Source organism: Acinetobacter variabilis (assembly GCF_000369625.1).
Classification (GTDB): Bacteria; Pseudomonadota; Gammaproteobacteria; order Pseudomonadales; family Moraxellaceae; genus Acinetobacter; species Acinetobacter variabilis.
This window is the reverse complement of the sequence record NZ_KB850113.1, coordinates 309,506-327,704: the sequence shown is the minus strand read 5'-3', so window position 1 is coordinate 327,704 and position 18,199 is coordinate 309,506. Positions and strand designations below refer to the sequence as shown.

The 18,199-nt window shown below is 39.7% G+C and carries 16 protein-coding genes and 1 tRNA gene; 8 read left to right on the top strand and 9 right to left on the bottom strand.

The features are described from left to right. Positions 1–6: 6 nt before the first annotated feature. From F897_RS07210 to sdhC, 3 genes are read right to left on the bottom strand one after another with little or no spacing between them, the layout of a single operon-like run. Complete coding sequence (locus tag F897_RS07210) at positions 7–1,905, bottom strand: FAD-binding protein (RefSeq protein ID WP_005234615.1); 1,899 nt, start codon at positions 1,903–1,905, stop codon at positions 7–9. A gap of 12 nt (positions 1,906–1,917) precedes the next feature. Next, positions 1,918–2,283 carry a succinate dehydrogenase, hydrophobic membrane anchor protein gene (gene sdhD / locus F897_RS07205; protein WP_005234613.1) on the bottom strand — a complete coding sequence of 122 codons (366 nt, stop codon included), beginning with the start codon at positions 2,281–2,283 and terminating at the stop codon, positions 1,918–1,920. Next, complete coding sequence (gene sdhC / locus F897_RS07200) at positions 2,283–2,681, bottom strand: succinate dehydrogenase, cytochrome b556 subunit (protein ID WP_034705238.1); 399 nt, start codon at positions 2,679–2,681, stop codon at positions 2,283–2,285. Before sdhC ends, sdhD begins: the two co-directional genes overlap by 1 nt. Before the next feature lie 1,003 nt (positions 2,682–3,684). On the opposite strand from sdhC, the gene gltA reads away from it, so the two are divergent. The 3 genes from gltA to F897_RS07185 all read left to right on the top strand — a co-directional run bounded on the left by gltA (position 3,685) and on the right by F897_RS07185 (position 7,632). Further along, positions 3,685–4,959, top strand: a complete 1,275-nt coding sequence (gene gltA, locus F897_RS07195; RefSeq protein ID WP_004782984.1) for a citrate synthase — start codon at positions 3,685–3,687, stop codon at positions 4,957–4,959. A gap of 170 nt (positions 4,960–5,129) precedes the next feature. Beyond that, a complete protein-coding gene (locus F897_RS07190) occupies positions 5,130–5,633 on the top strand; it encodes a hypothetical protein (RefSeq protein ID WP_005234611.1) in 504 nt (167 codons plus the stop codon). Between the two features lie 373 nt (positions 5,634–6,006). Further along, on the top strand, positions 6,007–7,632 hold the full coding sequence (locus F897_RS07185; RefSeq protein WP_005234610.1) for an NAD+ synthase: 1,626 nt from the start codon (positions 6,007–6,009) through the stop codon (positions 7,630–7,632). Positions 7,633–7,836: 204 nt separating this feature from the next. Here F897_RS07185 and F897_RS07180 read toward each other — a convergent pair. Then, positions 7,837–7,913 (bottom strand) — tRNA-Met (locus F897_RS07180). 325 nt (positions 7,914–8,238) lie between these two features. Between F897_RS07180 and F897_RS07175 the strand changes: the two genes are divergently transcribed. The 3 genes from F897_RS07175 to F897_RS07165 all read left to right on the top strand — a co-directional run bounded on the left by F897_RS07175 (position 8,239) and on the right by F897_RS07165 (position 10,369). Then, positions 8,239–8,652 (top strand): hypothetical protein, encoded by a 414-nt coding sequence (locus F897_RS07175; RefSeq protein ID WP_005234609.1) that lies wholly within the window; start codon positions 8,239–8,241, stop codon positions 8,650–8,652. A gap of 148 nt (positions 8,653–8,800) precedes the next feature. Next, positions 8,801–9,547, top strand: a complete 747-nt coding sequence (locus F897_RS07170) for an IS5 family transposase (RefSeq protein WP_005234608.1) — start codon at positions 8,801–8,803, stop codon at positions 9,545–9,547. A 381-nt stretch (positions 9,548–9,928) separates the two neighbouring features. Continuing rightward, on the top strand, positions 9,929–10,369 hold the full coding sequence (locus F897_RS07165) for a universal stress protein (RefSeq protein ID WP_005234607.1): 441 nt from the start codon (positions 9,929–9,931) through the stop codon (positions 10,367–10,369). A 39-nt stretch (positions 10,370–10,408) separates the two neighbouring features. On the opposite strand, the gene F897_RS07160 is transcribed toward F897_RS07165, so the two are convergent. Together F897_RS07160 and F897_RS07155 are read right to left on the bottom strand one after the other, a co-directional pair. Next, positions 10,409–10,705: an MGMT family protein gene (locus tag F897_RS07160; protein WP_005234606.1), complete on the bottom strand. Its 297-nt coding sequence runs from the start codon at positions 10,703–10,705 to the stop codon at positions 10,409–10,411. A gap of 65 nt (positions 10,706–10,770) precedes the next feature. After that, on the bottom strand, positions 10,771–12,270 hold the full coding sequence (locus F897_RS07155; protein WP_005234605.1) for a cation:proton antiporter: 1,500 nt from the start codon (positions 12,268–12,270) through the stop codon (positions 10,771–10,773). Positions 12,271–12,489: 219 nt separating this feature from the next. Here F897_RS07155 and F897_RS07150 point away from each other — a divergent pair, with 219 nt between their 5' ends. Continuing rightward, on the top strand, positions 12,490–13,044 hold the full coding sequence (locus F897_RS07150) for a hypothetical protein (protein ID WP_005234603.1): 555 nt from the start codon (positions 12,490–12,492) through the stop codon (positions 13,042–13,044). Positions 13,045–13,093: 49 nt separating this feature from the next. Here F897_RS07150 and ypfJ read toward each other — a convergent pair whose 3' ends face one another. Further along, entirely contained in the window at positions 13,094–13,996 is a 903-nt protein-coding gene (gene ypfJ, locus F897_RS07145) for a KPN_02809 family neutral zinc metallopeptidase (RefSeq protein WP_005234599.1), read from the bottom strand. Positions 13,997–14,044: 48 nt separating this feature from the next. Beyond that, a complete protein-coding gene (locus F897_RS07140) occupies positions 14,045–14,971 on the bottom strand; it encodes a DUF808 domain-containing protein (RefSeq protein ID WP_005234598.1) in 927 nt (308 codons plus the stop codon). A 189-nt stretch (positions 14,972–15,160) separates the two neighbouring features. Here F897_RS07140 and trpS point away from each other — a divergent pair, with 189 nt between their 5' ends. After that, entirely contained in the window at positions 15,161–16,174 is a 1,014-nt protein-coding gene (gene trpS, locus F897_RS07135) for a tryptophan--tRNA ligase (RefSeq protein ID WP_005234596.1), read from the top strand. A gap of 352 nt (positions 16,175–16,526) precedes the next feature. On the opposite strand, the gene F897_RS07125 is transcribed toward trpS, so the two are convergent. Beyond that, positions 16,527–17,978: a capsule assembly Wzi family protein gene (locus F897_RS07125; protein ID WP_005234594.1), complete on the bottom strand. Its 1,452-nt coding sequence runs from the start codon at positions 17,976–17,978 to the stop codon at positions 16,527–16,529. Between the last annotated feature and the right edge of the window lie 221 nt (positions 17,979–18,199).

Below are 18,199 nucleotides of genomic sequence, written 5' to 3'. Positions count from 1 at the left end.
TCCGAATTAGAATGTACGTGGTTTAGGTGGAATCGCATCAACCGACAATGGACGGTAACGCACTGGCTTATACTCAAGACGGTTGTCCGCAGAGAACCATAATGTGTGCTTCATCCACTCATCATCACGACGACCGTATGGGTATGCAGGATGGTCAGGAGACTCTTCAAAGTCTACTACCGTATGCGCACCACGGCATTCTTTACGCGCTGCAGCTGAAATTAGAGTCGCTTTAGCAACTTCATACAAGTTTTCAACTTCAAGTGCTTCAATACGTGCTGTGTTGAATACTTTAGATTTGTCTTTCAAGTGAATGTTGCGCACGCGCGGTTCAATTGCAAGAATCTGTTTCACACCTTCTTCAAGAAGTGCAGATGTACGGAATACACCAGCGTGGTCTTGAACGATATCACGAATCGCATCAGCAACTTCTTGAGCATTTTCACCTGTAGTTGATTCGTCAAGTTTACGAATACGTGCAACAGTTTGCTCAAGTACAGTTGTAGGAAGCGGTTCATATTCATCACCGTGGTGTTTAGTCACATAATCGATGATGTGCTGACCGGCAGCCTTACCAAATACAACCAAGTCAAGCAGTGAGTTTGTACCTAGACGGTTTGCACCGTGTACAGATACACATGAACATTCACCAATCGCATAGAAACCTTTCACTGGTTTCGTGAAGTTGCGACCTTCTTGGTTAGTAGAATAGGTATCAGTATTTTTATCGTAGTGAGTAACCAGTGCTTCAATTTCTGGAGACTCAGGAACAACTACCTGACCATGAATATTCGTAGGAATACCACCCATTTGGTAATGGATTGTTGGTACTACAGGAATTGGCTCTTTAGTAATGTCAACGTTCGCGAATTTCTTGCCAATCTCGAATACAGATGGCAGACGTTTCATGATGGTGTCAGCACCCAAATGAGTCATATCAAGAAGGATATAATCGCCTTTAGGACCACAACCACGACCTTCTTTGATTTCCTGGTCCATAGAACGTGATACGAAGTCACGAGGAGCCAAGTCTTTCAGAGTCGGTGCATAACGTTCCATGAACGGTTCGCCGTCTTTGTTACGAAGGATTGCACCTTCACCACGACAACCTTCAGTCAACAGTACGCCTGCGCCCGCAACACCTGTAGGGTGGAATTGCCAGAATTCCATATCTTGTAATGGAATGCCTGCACGAGCTGCCATACCAAGACCGTCACCAGTGTTGATATATGCGTTAGTAGATGCACGGTAAACACGACCAGCACCACCTGTAGCGAACAATGTAGCTTTCGCCTGGAATACGGCAATTTTACCAGTTTCCTGGTCAATTGCTGTTACACCCAGTACATCACCTGCTTCGTTACGGATCAGGTCAAGCGCGATCCATTCAACGAAGAACTGAGTACCCATTTTCACATTGCTTTGATAAAGCGTATGAAGAAGCGCGTGACCTGTACGGTCGGCTGCAGCACATGCACGTGGAACTGCTTTTTCACCGTAGTTTGCAGAGTGACCACCAAATGGACGTTGGTAAATCGTACCGTCTGCGTTACGGTCAAATGGCATACCTAAATGTTCTAATTCGTATACCACTTGCGGTGCTTCGCGAGTCATGAACTCGATCGCGTCTTGGTCACCTAACCAGTCAGAACCTTTAACTGTGTCGTAGAAGTGGTAATGCCAGTTATCTTCTTGCATGTTACCAAGAGATGCACCGATACCACCCTGCGCTGCTACAGTATGAGAACGTGTTGGGAATACTTTTGTCAGTACCGCAACTTTCAAACCTGCTTGAGCAAGTTGGTAAGAAGCGCGCATACCAGAACCACCACCACCAACGATAACTGCATCGAAAGTTTCGTGCGGAATATTTGTGTAATCTTCTTTAGGGGTTATAGCGCCCATGATTGTTTCCTATCAATTCGCCCAAAAAATCTGGATTGCCCAGATCGCATATGCAAATACAGCAATAATCACTGCTGAAGTCAGTACAAGGCGTAAACCTGATGCTGATGGACCCATTTGACGAGTAGTCACATAGTCAGTGAATACCTGCCACATACCGATCCATGCATGCGCAACAAGAGATAAGACTGCCAACAAAGACATGATCTTCATTGGAACTGTCATCATAAAGCCGTACCATTGCTCGTAGTTGAAGCCACCATTCAGTAGGATCCAACCAAACACCACAACGGTATAAGCAGCTAGAACTACAGCACTAATGCGTTGGACAAACCAATCACGAGAACCTGAACCTGTTAAACCAGTAGCACTTTTCATTAGAGTACGATCCATACAAATGCTGCAACAATACCGATTGCAGACAAGATTAATGAAATAGTAGCTGCAGTACGACCGCTTTGCAGTTCTTCTGCAACGCCGATATCTGCAAGTAAGTGCTTAATACCAGTGAACAAATGATAAATTAAGCCGGCTACAAATACCCATACGATAAAGCGAACAAAGAAACCGTTAAAGATTTCCTGCACTTCAGCAAAACCTTCTGCTGAAGACAATGATTTATCCAACAGCCACAAAAGGACCGGTACGAGTAAAAATACGATGACACCTGAAAGACGGTGTAGAATTGATGCAATAGCCACGGGTGATTTTAAGTTTACTTCTAAAACTTGACCCATGGACAAATTGACAGGTCTGTTGCTTTTCACAGCGGGCATCCTGTAGTTAAAAACTCCATCCGGAGTTTGTTGGAATTAATTCGAAGGAAAGCTGGCATTATCAGGCAAATACATGCCTAAACATAAAACGACACTGAATTATAAAACGTGAACTATTAAAATACAAACAACTGTATTTGGCTTTTTAAACAAAAAACCTTTAAATAAGAATCATTAACAATAACTTTAAGTTCTCCCCTACTTGCTTTATCTTCATATTTTCATTCTAGATATTTGTTTTTTAATAATTAACTTGATTAATTTAGTCTGCTATTCAGCCGAGCTTCGACTAAGTAGATTTAGACTAAAGATGAACGGTAAAAATGTAATTTTGTCCCTAAGTCCTTATTAATCCCAAGTAAAATCATAAGGATAATTTCACAAATAAATAATGACTATTTATATAGAGGTATCTCAATTTGGAATTTTTGTACCAAAACCTACTTATCTCTTTGTAGATCATAGTTTTTTTGATGTTTTTAGACATTTTAGATTCAAAAAAACACTTATTTATTTTTGTTTAAGTTGTATTAAACAAAGTGAAGCAAATTTGCGAGCTATTTTTTAGCCAATTAAAGACAGCTAAAAAGAAAATTTATTGCTTTTATTTATAATTCAAGTTTGAAGTAAAAACTTAAGGAAATCGATGTAAGTTACGAGATTTATATAATTTTAAGTTGTAGCCTTAAAATATTTTCTCAATTTCTCCTTTATTTTTTGCTAGGAAAAAATGCTTACAAATACGGCAAAGACTATATTTTTTTCTGCACCTTCTGTTCAATTTGACTTATTATAGAGGTTTGGTACTGTGATTTTATTAAACTTTTTATACCAAGATAAATGACTAAACCACTATGAGAATGTCATTTTTCATCCATAAGTATAATTGACAAAATTTCAGTAGCCACTAATCTTATAGCAATTTTTTGATCCGTCCGTTTTGTGCATTAAAAGATTGATAGGCAACTCGGATATACATTCACCAGGACAGGAGATCTATTGAATGTCTGAAGCAACTGGCAAGAAAGCCGTTTTACAGCTTGATGGCAAAGAAATTGAATTACCAATTTACAGCGGCACATTGGGCCCAGATGTAATCGACGTTAAAGATGTATTGGCTGCAGGTCACTTTACTTTTGATCCTGGTTTTATGGCAACAGCTGCATGCGAGTCTAAAATCACTTTCATCGATGGTAATAAAGGTGTTCTTTTACACCGTGGCTACCCAATTGACCAGTTAGCAACTAAAGCTGATTACCTAGAAACTTGCTACTTACTTCTTAATGGCGAGCTTCCAACAGCTGAGCAAAAAGAAGAATTCGACGCTAAAGTTCGTAACCACACTATGGTTCACGATCAAGTAAGCCGCTTCTATAACGGTTTCCGCCGTGATGCTCACCCTATGGCAATCATGGTTGGTGTTGTTGGTGCGTTGTCTGCGTTCTATCATAACAATCTGGACATCGAAGATGTTAACCATCGTGAAATCACTGCGATTCGTTTAATCGCCAAGATTCCTACTTTGGCAGCTTGGAGCTACAAATACACTGTTGGTCAACCATTCGTTTACCCACGTAACGATTTGACTTACGCTGAAAACTTCCTGTACATGATGTTTGCTACTCCAGCAGACCGTGACTACAAAGTAGATCCAATTCTTGCGAAAGCAATGGACCGTATCTTCACACTTCACGCTGACCACGAACAAAATGCTTCTACGTCTACAGTACGTTTAGCTGGTTCTACTGGCGCTAACCCATATGCATGTATCGCTGCTGGTATTTCTGCACTTTGGGGTCCTGCTCACGGTGGTGCGAACGAAGCTGTTCTTAAGATGCTTGATGAAATCGGCACTGTAGAGAACGTTGCTGGCTTCATGGAAAAAGTGAAAACTAAAGAAGTTAAACTCATGGGCTTCGGTCACCGTGTGTACAAAAACTTCGATCCACGTGCGAAAGTAATGAAAGAAACTTGTGACGAAGTTCTTGGTGCTCTTGGCATCAACGATCCACAGCTTGCTCTTGCTATGGAACTTGAACGTATTGCACTTTCTGACGAATACTTCATCAAACGTAACCTTTACCCTAACGTAGACTTCTACTCAGGTATCATCCTTAAAGCGATTGGTATCCCAACAGAAATGTTTACTGTGATCTTCGCGCTTGCTCGTACAGTTGGTTGGATCAGCCACTGGTTAGAAATGCACAGCGGTCCTTACAAGATCGGTCGTCCTCGTCAGCTTTACACTGGCGAAGTTCAGCGCGACATCAACCGTTAATTCGGTTAGCGTTGAAAGACGTAAGAAACCACCCTTCTGGGTGGTTTTTTTATGACTGACAAAAACCAACACAACCAAGATGTGAAAAACTTAAAATAGTAAACCTGAAGAATTTTCAATTTCTGCAAATTTCTAGAAATTACTCTTATATCGTTAAGGATTGAGTTTTAATGCTGTTTTACCTGCTTCCCTTCATCCTGAAAATGATTCGTTTTGATCAGTTTAAAAGCCGGAACTTAACTTCAGGTGAAATCAAGCTTTGCCAACAAGTCTTTGCTGACCTGATTGACTATTCAGCAGTCCGTGTCATGAATCACCCTTTCCTGCCTTGGCAATCCAAGCATGTGATTATGGCACCAAGTGGTTATATTCATGTGCGTAACCTGAATTATCGGGACGATTATTCTAAAGAAAGCTGTTCTTATCAGGCGCTTTTCATTCATGAAATGGCGCATATTTATCAATATCAGCAGAATATTAATGTGTTGTTTAAGGGTGCTTTTTTGCAAACCGCTTATTTTTTAAGTATGGGAAAATATAATCCTTACAAATATCAATTTAATCCCAACAAATCCTTTTTAGACTATAACATTGAACAACAGGGAGATATTGCACGCGATATTTTTCTAAAAAAAATCCCTAATATTATTTTAAAAAATCAGTTAAGCAGATGATATTGAATATTTTTCACTCAAGTATTCTGTTGATTTCTATTTTTGGAAAATAAACTCATTTAAATCCAATTGAGTATTTTTTTGCATTTACCAGAATAAAAAAGCACCATAATAAGTCATTTCTGATCATAACTTTGTATATCTGTTTCAATTCTCCTGAAACAGCTCTAGCATCTGCCTCAAATTTCGATAAAATAAGCCAAGTATGATATTTGTAGCTCGCAAATCAAGATTTAATGATCATGCGGTCATGACTTTTTTAATTTTGGCCATTTGGCATTTTGTTCGTATCAAACTGCACTCAGCTGGATAATTAGAATTTTAAAAATCAGTGATTTAGTGTATTCACCTATAGGAATAGGACTTAATTGGAATGAAAAGTTTTAAAATTGCGATTGCTCAATTCTCTCCACATGTGGGCAATTTAGATGCAAATACGCAGACAATGATAGATTTGGCAAATCAGGCCAAAAAAGATAATGCTGATCTTATTATTTTCCCTGAACTTTCAACTTTAGGTTATCCGGCTGAAGATTTATTAATTCGTCCAAGTCTGGCTAAACGTACAAAACTGGCGTTTGAGAAACTGACTGAAGTAAAAGATATCGTCATGGTCTTCGGGTTTGTCAATCAAACCGAAGATAGTGAACGCTATAACTCAGCAGCCGTCATGAAAGATGGTGAAGTTTTAGGGGTTTATAATAAGCAAACTCTGCCAAACTATGGTGTATTTGATGAGAAACGCTATTTTGGTGAAGGACATCAACATCTGATCTTCGAATATCTGGGACACAAGTTTGGTGTTCTGATCTGTGAAGATGTCTGGTCATTATCTACCGTTCAACAGCTGGCTCAATTAAATATTGATACTGCGCTGGTTCTAAATGCTTCTCCATACGAAGTAGGCAAACCGCAACACCGTATCGATACCATGGCTGCACTGGTCAAACAGTTGAATATCAATTTGGTGTACTGTAACCAAGTAGGTGGACAAGATGACCTCATTTTTGACGGCACCAGCTTTGTACTCAATAAATCAGGCGAAGTGGCTCTACAAGCGCCTAGCTTTGAAAAGGGCTTGTATATCGCTGAATATGATGCAGAAAAATTAGAGTTCAGCAAAGGCACGATTACTCCAGCCCTAGAAACCATGGCTGAGATTTATCAAAGTCTGGTGATGGCAACTCGTGACTATGTACAGCGTTCAGGTTTCCCAGGCGTGATTCTGGGTCTGTCTGGTGGTATTGACTCTGCCCTGACTCTTGCCATCGCAGCAGATGCGATTGGCCCTGACAAAGTCCAAGCAGTGATGATGCCTTATACCTATACTGCTCAGATCAGTGTAGAAGATGCCACTGAACAGGCGAAAACGATGGGTGTAACTTTCGGTATTGCTGAGATTAACCCGATTGTAAGTGGCTTCTTGCAAACCCTGTATCCATTCTTTGGCAATGCCCCTGTAGATGCTACTGAGGAAAACCTGCAAGCGCGCGCACGCGGTACTTTATTAATGGCGCTTTCTAACAAGTTCGGCAATCTGGTTCTGGCAACCGGTAATAAATCCGAACTTGCCGTTGGTTACTGCACACTATATGGCGATATGGTCGGCGGCTTCGCGGTATTAAAAGATGTTTATAAAACCATTGTGTTTGAACTGGCAAAATACCGTAACAGCATCGCAGAAACTCCAGTAATTCCTGAGCGTGTCATTACTCGTCCACCATCAGCAGAACTTCGTCCAGATCAGGTCGATCAGGATTCATTACCGGCTTATGAAGTGCTTGATGCGATTCTTTATGCTTATATTGAAGAAGATCTGAGCCAAGATGACATCATTGCCAAAGGCTTTGAAGCTGAAGTCGTGAAAAAAGTGATTCGTCTAGTTGATATTAACGAATACAAACGTCGTCAAGGGGCAATTGGTCCACGTATCAGCTCGCGTTCTTATGGTCGTGAACGTCGCTATCCGGTCGTTAATGGTTGGAAAGCAGGTATCTAAGTTTTAACAAAACTAGATTAGCCATAATGCCCAAGTAAATGCTTGGGCATTTTTTTATCTTTAAGCAATAAATAGGGTTAAGAAATTAAAAGAAGATTCAAAAATTTAAACAGACAGAAATTTAGAAGAACTTTCTCTTAATTTTTTATTAATATTTTTATGGTACAAAAAAAGAGACCAAGCTGAGAGCTTGGTCTTTAAAAATGGTGGCTATGACGGGACTTGAACCTGTGACCCCCGCATTATGAGTGCGGTGCTCTAACCAACTGAGCTACATAGCCGTAAACTGTGTGCGCATTATCGTAATTTCAGGTTGTATCGTCAAGCATTTTAAACCACAAATGTTCAGTCTTTATGCAAATTAATCATAAACTCTTAAACTTTGTACAAATCATGCTTTAATTCGAAACCTATTAGCAAATACTATGAAAATTAGTATCTTTTTTTAAAGCCAAATCTGAATCGAAGTCGTATCAAATAATATTTAATCTTAAGAATAACTTGCTGAAGAAACAAAATAAAAAGTGAATCTACTACCTTTTCCTATCGCTATAATGCTTTTCCAAATATGACCAATAGTATCTCTGGATTAAAGCAAAACTGAAGATGACGAAATTCAAAATATACCTAAGCCTGCTCCTATTGAATTTTACAAGTTTAGCCACTGCAACTGTTATTCATCCAAGCAGCAGATTTTTAGGATGTGAAGATGTAAAGGATCTGGCTCAAGAAGTCATGCTCTTTAGACTCAAAGGTGCACCTCAGAAATGGATGATTCAGCAAATAAAGCAGCACTACGGTGCAGAGAATGATCTCCATGCTGTGATTGGTATAAAACTTACTGAAAAAGCGTTTAAATATGAAATACTACATGATCAGTTTGAACGCTCAGCCTTAATTAAAAATTTTGCAATTGATCACTATAATGAATGTGAGAAATCCATTTCAGATCATGATCAATCTAAACAAGAAAATAACGGTATTACCCCACCCTCGGAAAGGGAAATTTTAGAACACTAAAATTATGCTGATAGAAGCTTACTATTAGAAATAGCAGGCTATCTTTATGCAGTTTGATAGATTTTTTATTAGGGTGTGTTGACACTTTTAGCTTAAAAAATAGCGAAGTAGTAAAATCAAATCGCCAAACCCAATTTTACTATTCGCTATGCCTCGTACCATGCTGACAGATCAACACTGGCAAAAGTTGAAAGTTATTCTGCGTAATTTATCCATTCACCACAACTCAAATTTACGCAATTTTATTGAAGCTATTCTCTATAGAATTAGAACAGGCTGTCCGTGGCGAGATATTCCTTCCTATTTCGGTCAATCAAACTCTATTTTCAAACGTTTTAATCGTTGGTCAAGCAGCGGTAAGTTACTTAGATTATTCAAATTACTAGCCTCATGCCCCGATATGGAGTGGATTTTTATTGATGGCTCTCACGTACGTGCTCATCAACATTCTGCCGGTATAGCGAATCAATCCATTTCTAAAAGTGTAGGAGGAAACTCCTCAAAAATACATTTGATTGTTGATGCAAATGGCAATCCTGTTGATTTCATGATTACCGATGGAACCACACATGATGTCAAAGTTGCACCTGATTTAATATCAACATTAGACTTAAAAGAGACAAAAGTGGTCTGCGCAGATAAAGGCTATGATTCAGAACCACTGCGTGAACAGATCAGAAAAACAGGGACGAAAGCGAATATACCAAAGAAAATAAATAGCCAATCGAACAATGATCATATGGACTGGTATTTATATAAAATCAGGCATTTAGTTGAAAATATGTTTTGTAGATTAAAGCAATTTAGAGGAATAGCTACTCGATATGACAAGCTCAAAAGAAATTATCAAAGTGCTGTTGCCTTAGCCTGTATATTTTTATGGCTACCTTTATAGGTTTAATTATGAACAGTAAATGTCAACAGACCCTATTAAAATCTCAATTTTAAACCTGTCCCTACAGTTTTATATAACAGGGATTTTTTGAATCTAAAATTACAGGTAATAATACATTATTAAAATTAGATGGCTTTCTTAACCTAGTTCATTAATATTCTAAAATCATATTATTTTAATCTTAAAATATAATTATAAATCAGAAACTTATAAAATATATCAACCATTAAAAATTATTGCTTTGTTAAACATAATACTGAGGTATTTACTTGGTTTTATTTTTATAAAATACGCGCTATGATCAAAGTATAAACAACAATTCGTACACGATTTTAACGCGTCATATTTTTATAAAACTTATTTCCGATAAGGAGAATTCTAATGTCATTTGAACATATTTTAGTACCCGTTGACGGTTCAGAAACTTCCTACGCTGCAGTTGATAAAGCCGTCGAAATTGCCAAAGCATTTAATAGTAAAGTGACAGTGGTTCAGGTGCTGGCACTTGATCCCTATATCGCTGCTGAATACATTACAGCAGCTCAAACCAATGATCTGGTTGAACGTGCCCGTACCGCGATTTTGAAAACACTTGACGAAGCAAAAGCAAAATTTGCTGCGGCAGGTATTGAGGCAGAGACTCAGTTACTTGAAGGTCAGGTGATTTATAGCGAAATTGTCAAGGCAGCTGAATCCTTGAATACTGATCTGATTGTAATTGGTTCACATGGCCGTACTGGATTTAAGAAACTGTTCTTGGGAAGTGTTGCGCAAAGCATCTTGGGACAAGCCAATGTTCCTGTAATGGTCATCCGTAAGTAATAAAAAAATCCCCACTTCAATCAAGTGGGGATTTCTCTTTCAAACAAATCCATCCCATTGAAACTGCTTTAAGCTGACCCGATTTCCAGCACATAGAATCCCTTCTGCGCCTAATTTTTGCTGTTGAATATTATGTCCATATTCATCCAGTTTATTGAGACTGATCTTACCTTGAGCATTCACGACACGATGCCAAGGCAAATCGGTTTCTGTATCAAGCTGACTTAAAACCCTACCTACCAGACGTGCATGTTTAGGCAAGCCAGCCAGCTTAGCGATCTGCCCATAAGTCGCTACTTTCGCATAAGGAATTTGGCTAACCACACTCAGAATCATTTGTGCCATTTCCTGGCTTGCACTTGATGTCATAGGCTTTCAATCTTGACAGAAACTTCTAATAATTAGAAATTCTCCGGATTCTCTAAACGCTTCACTTCCTGTACTTTGTCAGGATGATGCACTGTTGCTACTCCATCTGCATCTTTCTTATCAATCAGCATTTCTGGCTGGAAGATGGTGATGGTTTCATTTCCATTTGCATCCTCCCCTACAATATACTGAAAACCGCGACGGTTCATTTTGTGGCACATCCGCTGATACCAGCCTTTAAAACCTTGGGTTTCTTCATTCGGGTTGTAATAAAAGGCATTCATTACGGCTGGCAAACCTAGGCCACAAACCACCCCTGAAAGAAGCACCACAATAAAGGTATATCCAATCAGAATACTGCTATATGCTTCCAGTTGTGGAATATTGGCCACTGCCAGAATCAGGGCTAAGGAAATCCCGCCACGTACACCGCCCCAAGACAGAATGGTTAAACTGCCGTTATAACTCTTCTTGCTCATTCTAGGGAATAATGCAAAAGACAGATGGTTGGCCAGGAATCGCGCCAAATGCAGAATTATGAAAGCAACAATTCCGCCTAGAACCAGACTGGTGCTTAGATCAATAATGAACAATTCCAGGCCGATCAAGGTGAACAGGAAGGAATTGATAATCCCCTCTACCGTATGCCAGAAATGGTTTACATCACCGATATCTGCATCAGCCAGAATTTCTTTCCATTTATTACCGACAATCAAGCCGCCTATTACACAGGCAATTGGTGCAGAAGCATGCGCCAGTAAAGCAACCAGATATGAACCACAAGCCAACAGTGCAGTAGTTAATATCAGTGATTCCATTTCATGCTTACCGCGCAGAATACGTAAAATCGCCAAACCAAACCCAATTCCGATCAAGACTGCCACGACAATTTCATAAAGCAATGTTTGCAGGACGGCGAGTACGGTAAAGTTTTCACCTTGCAGTACATTTAATAAGGTCATAAATAATGCAATACACATGGCATCATTAAACAGCGACTCACCTTCCAGCTTCACGATCAAATGATGGGGTGCGCGTACCGAACTGAGTACACCTTTAATCCCAATGGGATCCGTTGCTCCGAGCGCAGCACCGAGTAATAGTAGAACCAATATATCGACCTGGTTACCAATCAGGAACTGATAACCGTACAGCGCAATACCAAAGAAAACTGCACAGAAAACCAATGCCAGACTGGCCAGAATACCAATCGGCCGCCAGTGATTGCGTAAATCTGAAACCTTAAACTTCAATGCGGATGAAGTCAGAATGAAACAGATCACACCATTAATCAGGAAGTCATAAAAATCGACATGGCGAACTGCTTTCTCAATATTATCAATATTGATGCTAAAAAATGGATTACCCTGTAACAGGCTGGCGCACCATTGCAGGATAAATACAAAAATAGCGGAAACAATCGGCACACCAATGGCTTGAGGAAAACTTAGAACACGTTTGTTGAACATGGTAGTGGCAATTGACAGAGCAAAGACCACCGTCAACAGTTGTAAAAAAAAGAAACTTCCCATTAGGTTTCCTAAGATTTGGCAATTTGCAGCCGTGAGCTGAAAGATTTACTTGAAATATAAATTTAAAAAAACAGTATATTTTAGCGGATCAAGTTTAGTCCCATTTTTTTTTCGAATTAAGTTAAGTTTCTTTTCAATATTCACAACTGATGATTTAACATACAGTCTTAAAGCACTTTATTGCTCATCTCTCTTCTTTCTATTTTGAAATTTTCTCCCATGCATCAAACCGTCAAAACCATATTCCGTCTGTGTCTCGCTGCTGTCATTTTTTCAATCACACTTTCCTTGATGTTCACCTGTGTTGCCAAAATTCAGGAAATCCTGAAAGCAGATCAATATTATCAGCAAGCTGTGAGCATTCCTTTAAAAAGCAGTGCCAAAGCGCAATATGTACTGGTGTCTAATAATCAACGTCCAGACAATGCGCTGTTTATCCTGATTGCGGGAAATGGTTATGTAGCGAAAATCAGCTGTGAGCATTATGCTGCCCTATGTACTGATGACTATAACCAGTCACATACCCGGCAGATTCAGAATGTTAATTTAGTAAAAGTGAAAAATTATTTTTATATTGAAAATATTCAATTCCAAGATAGTCGAACTGGTCAGATCACTAAACTTAGCTATTCCAAAAATGAATTGAAGCAATTTTATAATAATGACATCAGCAATTTAAAATATATTCTCTTTGCGATTTGGCTATTTGCCTTAGCTGCCTTATTTGTCAGTATCAAGATTTTGAAAAACTTCCGTCGTTTTCTGGAAAAATAACTATTCAATCATTAGGGGAACATTTGCTCCCCTTTTTTGATCTTTAATTTTAGATATTTTGATTAAAAGTATCGCAAGCAGACATCTGACCTGATTTCAGGCCGGTATTAAACCATTTTACCCGCTGTGCACTGGTACCATGCGTAAAGCTGTCCGGTACGACATGGCCTTGTGCCTTTTTCTGCAGATAGTCATCACCGATCTTGTGTGCCGCATCCATTGCTTCCTGTACATCCCCCTGCTCCAGGAACTGCGTACGCTCATGGTTATGATAAGCCCATACCCCAGCTAGACAATCAGCCTGTAGTTCTTGACGTACAGAAAGCTGATTACCCTGTGCTTGAGTAGCTTGTTGACGTGCCTGCTGTACCTGTGAAGAAATACCTAAAATGGTCTGGATATGATGACCTACCTCATGCGCTACCACATAGGCTTGAGCAAAATCACCTGCCTGATCATTGCGAGATAACTCGGTTGAGTTCTGTTCCCCGCTGATTCCCATTTGAGTACGCATATCTTTAAAGAATGCCGTATCAATATAAACTTTCTGGTCTGCCGGACAATAGAAAGGTCCCATGGCCGATTGCGCTGTACCACAACCAGAATTTACCACACCACTAAATAAAACCAATTTGGGTGCAGTATATTGCTGGTTCAGCTGCTGCTGAAATATTTGAGACCAGGTATCTTCTGTATCGGCAAGCACAGTTCCTACAAAATCGATTGCTTCTTGCTGCTCTGGCGTTGGATTTTCCAAACCCCGTGTTTCTGCACTAGAAACACCTTGCGTGACCTGCTTGGTGGTTTGATAGGCTTGCTGTGGATCAACGCCAAAAAACTTCCAGGCCACGAAAGCAATAATCAACCCGAGAATACTGATTCCACCGGCTTTGGCACCACCGCCACGACGGTCTTCTACATTACTACTAACACGACGTCCTTTCCAGCGCATAGTGAGATTCCTTATAGTTTAAATTCAGCTTATTTTAACGGGCTTGATTTATGCCTGCTTTGGTTTCGATCTGATTTTTTGAATAAAGCCAATCAAGATAAATACAATTAACCCTGCCACAAAACCAATCACCAGATTAATCAGTGTAGGCGTAACAGCCCCTACGATACTTCCTAGGCTAGGAATATGCTCTACATACTCAACTGAGTCTTCAGTGAAATGATGAAACCATGGAATGGTATGTGCAATAATCCCGCCACCGACCAAGAACATCGCAATCGTACCTACAATCGTCAGGGTTTTCATCAATTTAGGGGCAAAAGCCAGTAATCCACGGCCTACACTTTGCTTAAAGCTAGATACCTGCTTAGTCAGGTACAAACCTAAATCATCAATTTTAACAATCATGGCAACGAAGCCGTACACCCCGACTGTCATTAATATGGCGATCCCTGCTAGTACGATGACCTTGGTGGTAAAAGCTGCGGCTGCCACGGTGCCCAAAGAAATCACTACAATTTCCGCAGACAAAATAAAGTCAGTTCGGATCGCACCCTTAATTTTCTCTTTTTCAAGTGTGGCCAAATCGGTTTCGATCGTAGTGAATTCAGCCTCAGCGTCTTCTTCAGTCTTGGCTTTTTTATGCTTTAAGCTATGCAGAACTTTTTCTACGCCTTCATAACAGAGAAACAAACCGCCAATCATCAGTAAAGGATTGATTAACCAGGGCGCAACCACACTAATAAGTAAAGCCAAAGGAACAAGAATCAGCTTATTAATAAAAGAACCTTTCGCTACTCCCCACACTACAGGAAGTTCACGTTCTGCCCGTACACCACTGACTTGCTGGGCATTTAATGCCAAGTCATCTCCTAAGACACCTGCTGTCTTTTTTGCAGCCATCTTGCTCATCACTGCAACATCGTCTAAAACAGTCGCAATATCATCCAATAATATTAATAAGCTGCTCGCCATTCTTGTTATCCTTATCATCTTTAGACATATTTTAATGAAAATATTTAAAAAATATTGTATTCACTTGTTTAATTAATAAGATTTTTTTACTACGACTTTTTTTCTGGCTGACATTCAAAAACAGAATGCCGTACAATGTGGCCATTCGTTAAAATATAGATGTAGTACAGACTACTTTTGGAATAGATAATGAGTAATCAAGATAATCGTCCAGTAATTTTGACTGGCGACCGTCCTACCGGACAGCTTCACCTTGGCCATTTTGTCGGTTCATTACGCTCTCGCGTAGGTTTACAAGATTCTCACCATCAACATTTGTTACTCGCTGATGCTCAAGCCCTGACAGATAATGCAGATAACTTTGAAAAAGTACGTCGCAATATTATTGAAGTGGCGACAGATTATCTGGCTGTCGGCATTGATCCAACCAAAACTACAATCTGTGTTCAGTCTTGCCTGCCAGCCTTAAACGAATTGACTATGCTCTATCTGAACTTTGTGACAGTTTCACGTCTAGAGCGCAACCCGACCATTAAATCAGAAATTCAGATGCGTGGTTTCGAGCGTGATATTCCGGCAGGTTTCTTATGCTATCCAGTGGCTCAAGCAGCAGATATCACAGCCTTTAAAGCCACTGTAGTTCCGGTGGGCGAAGACCAGATTCCAATGATCGAACAGACCAATGAAATCGTACGTCGCCTTAACCGTCAGATTGGCCGTGAATTACTGCCTGAATGTAAGGCGCTGCTTTCTAATGTGGGACGCTTACCAGGTTTTGACGGCAAAGCGAAAATGTCTAAATCATTAGGCAATACCATTGTTCTAGATGCTTCTGATAAAGATATCAAAAAAGCTGTCAATGCGATGTATACCGATCCGAATCACCTGCGTATTGAAGATCCAGGTCAAGTTGAAGGTAATGTGGTATTTACTTACTTGGACGCTTTCGACACCAATAAAGAGGAACTGGAAGAATTGAAAGCACATTATCGCCGTGGTGGTTTAGGTGATGGTACAGTAAAAAAACGTCTAGAAGGTATTCTAAAAGAGCTGATCGGTCCAATTCGTGAACGTCGTATGGAACTGGCTAAAGACCCGGATTACATCATGGATATTTTGAAAACGGGTACAGATAAATGCCGTGATATTACACAGGCCACTTTAGATGAAGTGAAAACAGGCTTAGGCGTTTTCCATTTCTAAGCTAGACAATATTTTTAAAAAAAAGCCCTTCATATGAGGGGCTTTTTTATGTAAGTTCAAAATGCGCAAAAATAAGGCATGTTTTCACACAGATTCTTCATAGTTTTAACCTTACTTAACATCTATTAACATGAATACTGATGAGTCACATGAGAATGAGTCCTAATATACTTACATACAGTAAGCAATCAAATTTAACTCTCTCCACAGTTAATCTTGATTTAGTTTTGAAAGAAACTTCCTTTTTCTACGCAATGACAACCCCAATCATTGCGTTTTTTTTGTCTGTAATTTTTGAAAATATAAAAAAATCCTGCCAGATGAGCAGGATTTTGTTGTTGGTTCTTGAATATTAATATTTGAACAAGCCTTTTTCTAATGGAATTTCAATTCCAATAGAAGCACCGCCATCCTGACCATTTACATCTGAGTCACTTATCCAAGCATTAATTTTAAGTGGCATTTCTGGACGAATATAATGCGACCAGGTGACATCTAATGCTTTAATTTCATCATCAAAAGCAAAAGCAGCATTATTTGCACTTGCACGTGCAGACTGATTGACTTCAGCAAACAATACCCGGCCTGATAAGCGGTTCATCGGATCAACACGGATATCACCACCTACTGAAACCATCTGCGCATCACCACCTAAAGCATGTGCCAGCGGATAACCATGCTGATAAAAGCCATCAGTATAATTGGTATGGTTATAAGAAATACCGCGCACCTTGCCGTTAGTCCGTGTATCTGCCCATTCTGTATAAAGTTGATATGGCATATTTCTTACAGTTGCAGAATAGTCTATACCCGCCAGATACATTTTTTTCGCAGGGAGACCACCTGCTTCATCTTCACCAACATATTGCCCATAGAAGCCCATAGGTACCTGTGTCAAAGGAAACAGATTCAAACGTGCATCAAAACCAGCGATCTGGTTCGATGGATCAGGCTCACCCGTACCACCATTATCTTTATTCCCGACAAAAGCATCCCATAATGAACTTAAGCTTTCAGGACGTCCTTCGCCCCCCCATTGAATCGCACGAGAAGCACCTAGCTCCAAGTAAGATAAAGGTTGGGCAGTTACACGAAGCCCAATAAGTTTGGCATCTGGAACGGCAGTATAATCATCCAATTGTCCTGCAAAAGCCTGATATTGCCACGGTCCAATCCAGGACAGCCATTTAGTTTCAAAAGCGGTTTGTTCTGCACGCTGTGCCATAAAGCCATATACTGGGCGGCTAGCATCGCCACGAATCAAGCTACCATCATGTCCCGGACCCCAATAGGTCGGAATTTGGCCGGCAATCAGCCATTGATTCCAGAGTTTCCCTGCAAGATAAGATCCTTCCAGATTCACATCCTGATCATTCTCAATTTGTCTATCTTTTTCGGCATTAACCCGGAGCTTGGCATCCCAGTTTTCGCCACCTGCATTAAACTCTAAAGCTGCCTGAAATTGTGCCTTTTGCTGATCGCCAAAGGCTTGAGGAATATCTTTTGGATCACTTTCCGCAAATAAGCCTACTTTGAGCTGCTGATTGTCTGCTGTTAATTTTGCCAGAACTGAATCAATAACACGTTGTTGTACTTTGTTACTCACTTGTGCATTGGATAGAGCACGTTGAATTTCATCACCACTGAGCGGCCAAGTCGAGGTACTGATCTGGATCACCCCTTGCTGGTTTAACCAGTTCAAGTCAGTACGAAGATTTGCATCATTCAGAACCAGCCCTTGAGCAAAAACAGGAAGCGAAAGTGTCGTAAGAAGTGCACTTAATAATGGTTTTTTTAGAAACATGGGATCAATATTCTCAAGTTTATTTTTGCCTAACCATAGATATTTCAAAAACAATATTCAATGGCGAAACTGTATCAGTATAATATGAAACCTTGGATTTAATTGACTTTTAAAATAATAAATCGCTTCAAGAAATGAGATAAAAATACAAAAATGAAATCACAAATGTAAAAAATAGAATGAAATAATGCTGGGTTATAATTTTATTTAAAATAAATACT

Coding starts and splice junctions, on each gene's coding strand:
- sdhC (WP_034705238.1), bottom strand. CDS start 2,681: ATGCCCGCTGTGAAAAGCAACAGACCTGTCAATTTGTCCATGGGTCAA.
- F897_RS07190 (WP_005234611.1), top strand. CDS start 5,130: ATGCTGTTTTACCTGCTTCCCTTCATCCTGAAAATGATTCGTTTTGAT.
- trpS (WP_005234596.1), top strand. CDS start 15,161: ATGAGTAATCAAGATAATCGTCCAGTAATTTTGACTGGCGACCGTCCT.
- sdhD (WP_005234613.1), bottom strand. CDS start 2,283: ATGAAAAGTGCTACTGGTTTAACAGGTTCAGGTTCTCGTGATTGGTTT.
- F897_RS07185 (WP_005234610.1), top strand. CDS start 6,007: ATGAAAAGTTTTAAAATTGCGATTGCTCAATTCTCTCCACATGTGGGC.
- F897_RS07155 (WP_005234605.1), bottom strand. CDS start 12,270: ATGGGAAGTTTCTTTTTTTTACAACTGTTGACGGTGGTCTTTGCTCTG.
- F897_RS07125 (WP_005234594.1), bottom strand. CDS start 17,978: ATGTTTCTAAAAAAACCATTATTAAGTGCACTTCTTACGACACTTTCG.
- F897_RS07170 (WP_005234608.1), top strand. CDS start 8,801: ATGCCTCGTACCATGCTGACAGATCAACACTGGCAAAAGTTGAAAGTT.
- F897_RS07175 (WP_005234609.1), top strand. CDS start 8,239: ATGACGAAATTCAAAATATACCTAAGCCTGCTCCTATTGAATTTTACA.
- F897_RS07140 (WP_005234598.1), bottom strand. CDS start 14,971: ATGGCGAGCAGCTTATTAATATTATTGGATGATATTGCGACTGTTTTA.
- F897_RS07165 (WP_005234607.1), top strand. CDS start 9,929: ATGTCATTTGAACATATTTTAGTACCCGTTGACGGTTCAGAAACTTCC.
- F897_RS07150 (WP_005234603.1), top strand. CDS start 12,490: ATGCATCAAACCGTCAAAACCATATTCCGTCTGTGTCTCGCTGCTGTC.
- gltA (WP_004782984.1), top strand. CDS start 3,685: ATGTCTGAAGCAACTGGCAAGAAAGCCGTTTTACAGCTTGATGGCAAA.
- F897_RS07210 (WP_005234615.1), bottom strand. CDS start 1,905: ATGGGCGCTATAACCCCTAAAGAAGATTACACAAATATTCCGCACGAA.
- ypfJ (WP_005234599.1), bottom strand. CDS start 13,996: ATGCGCTGGAAAGGACGTCGTGTTAGTAGTAATGTAGAAGACCGTCGT.
- F897_RS07160 (WP_005234606.1), bottom strand. CDS start 10,705: ATGATTCTGAGTGTGGTTAGCCAAATTCCTTATGCGAAAGTAGCGACT.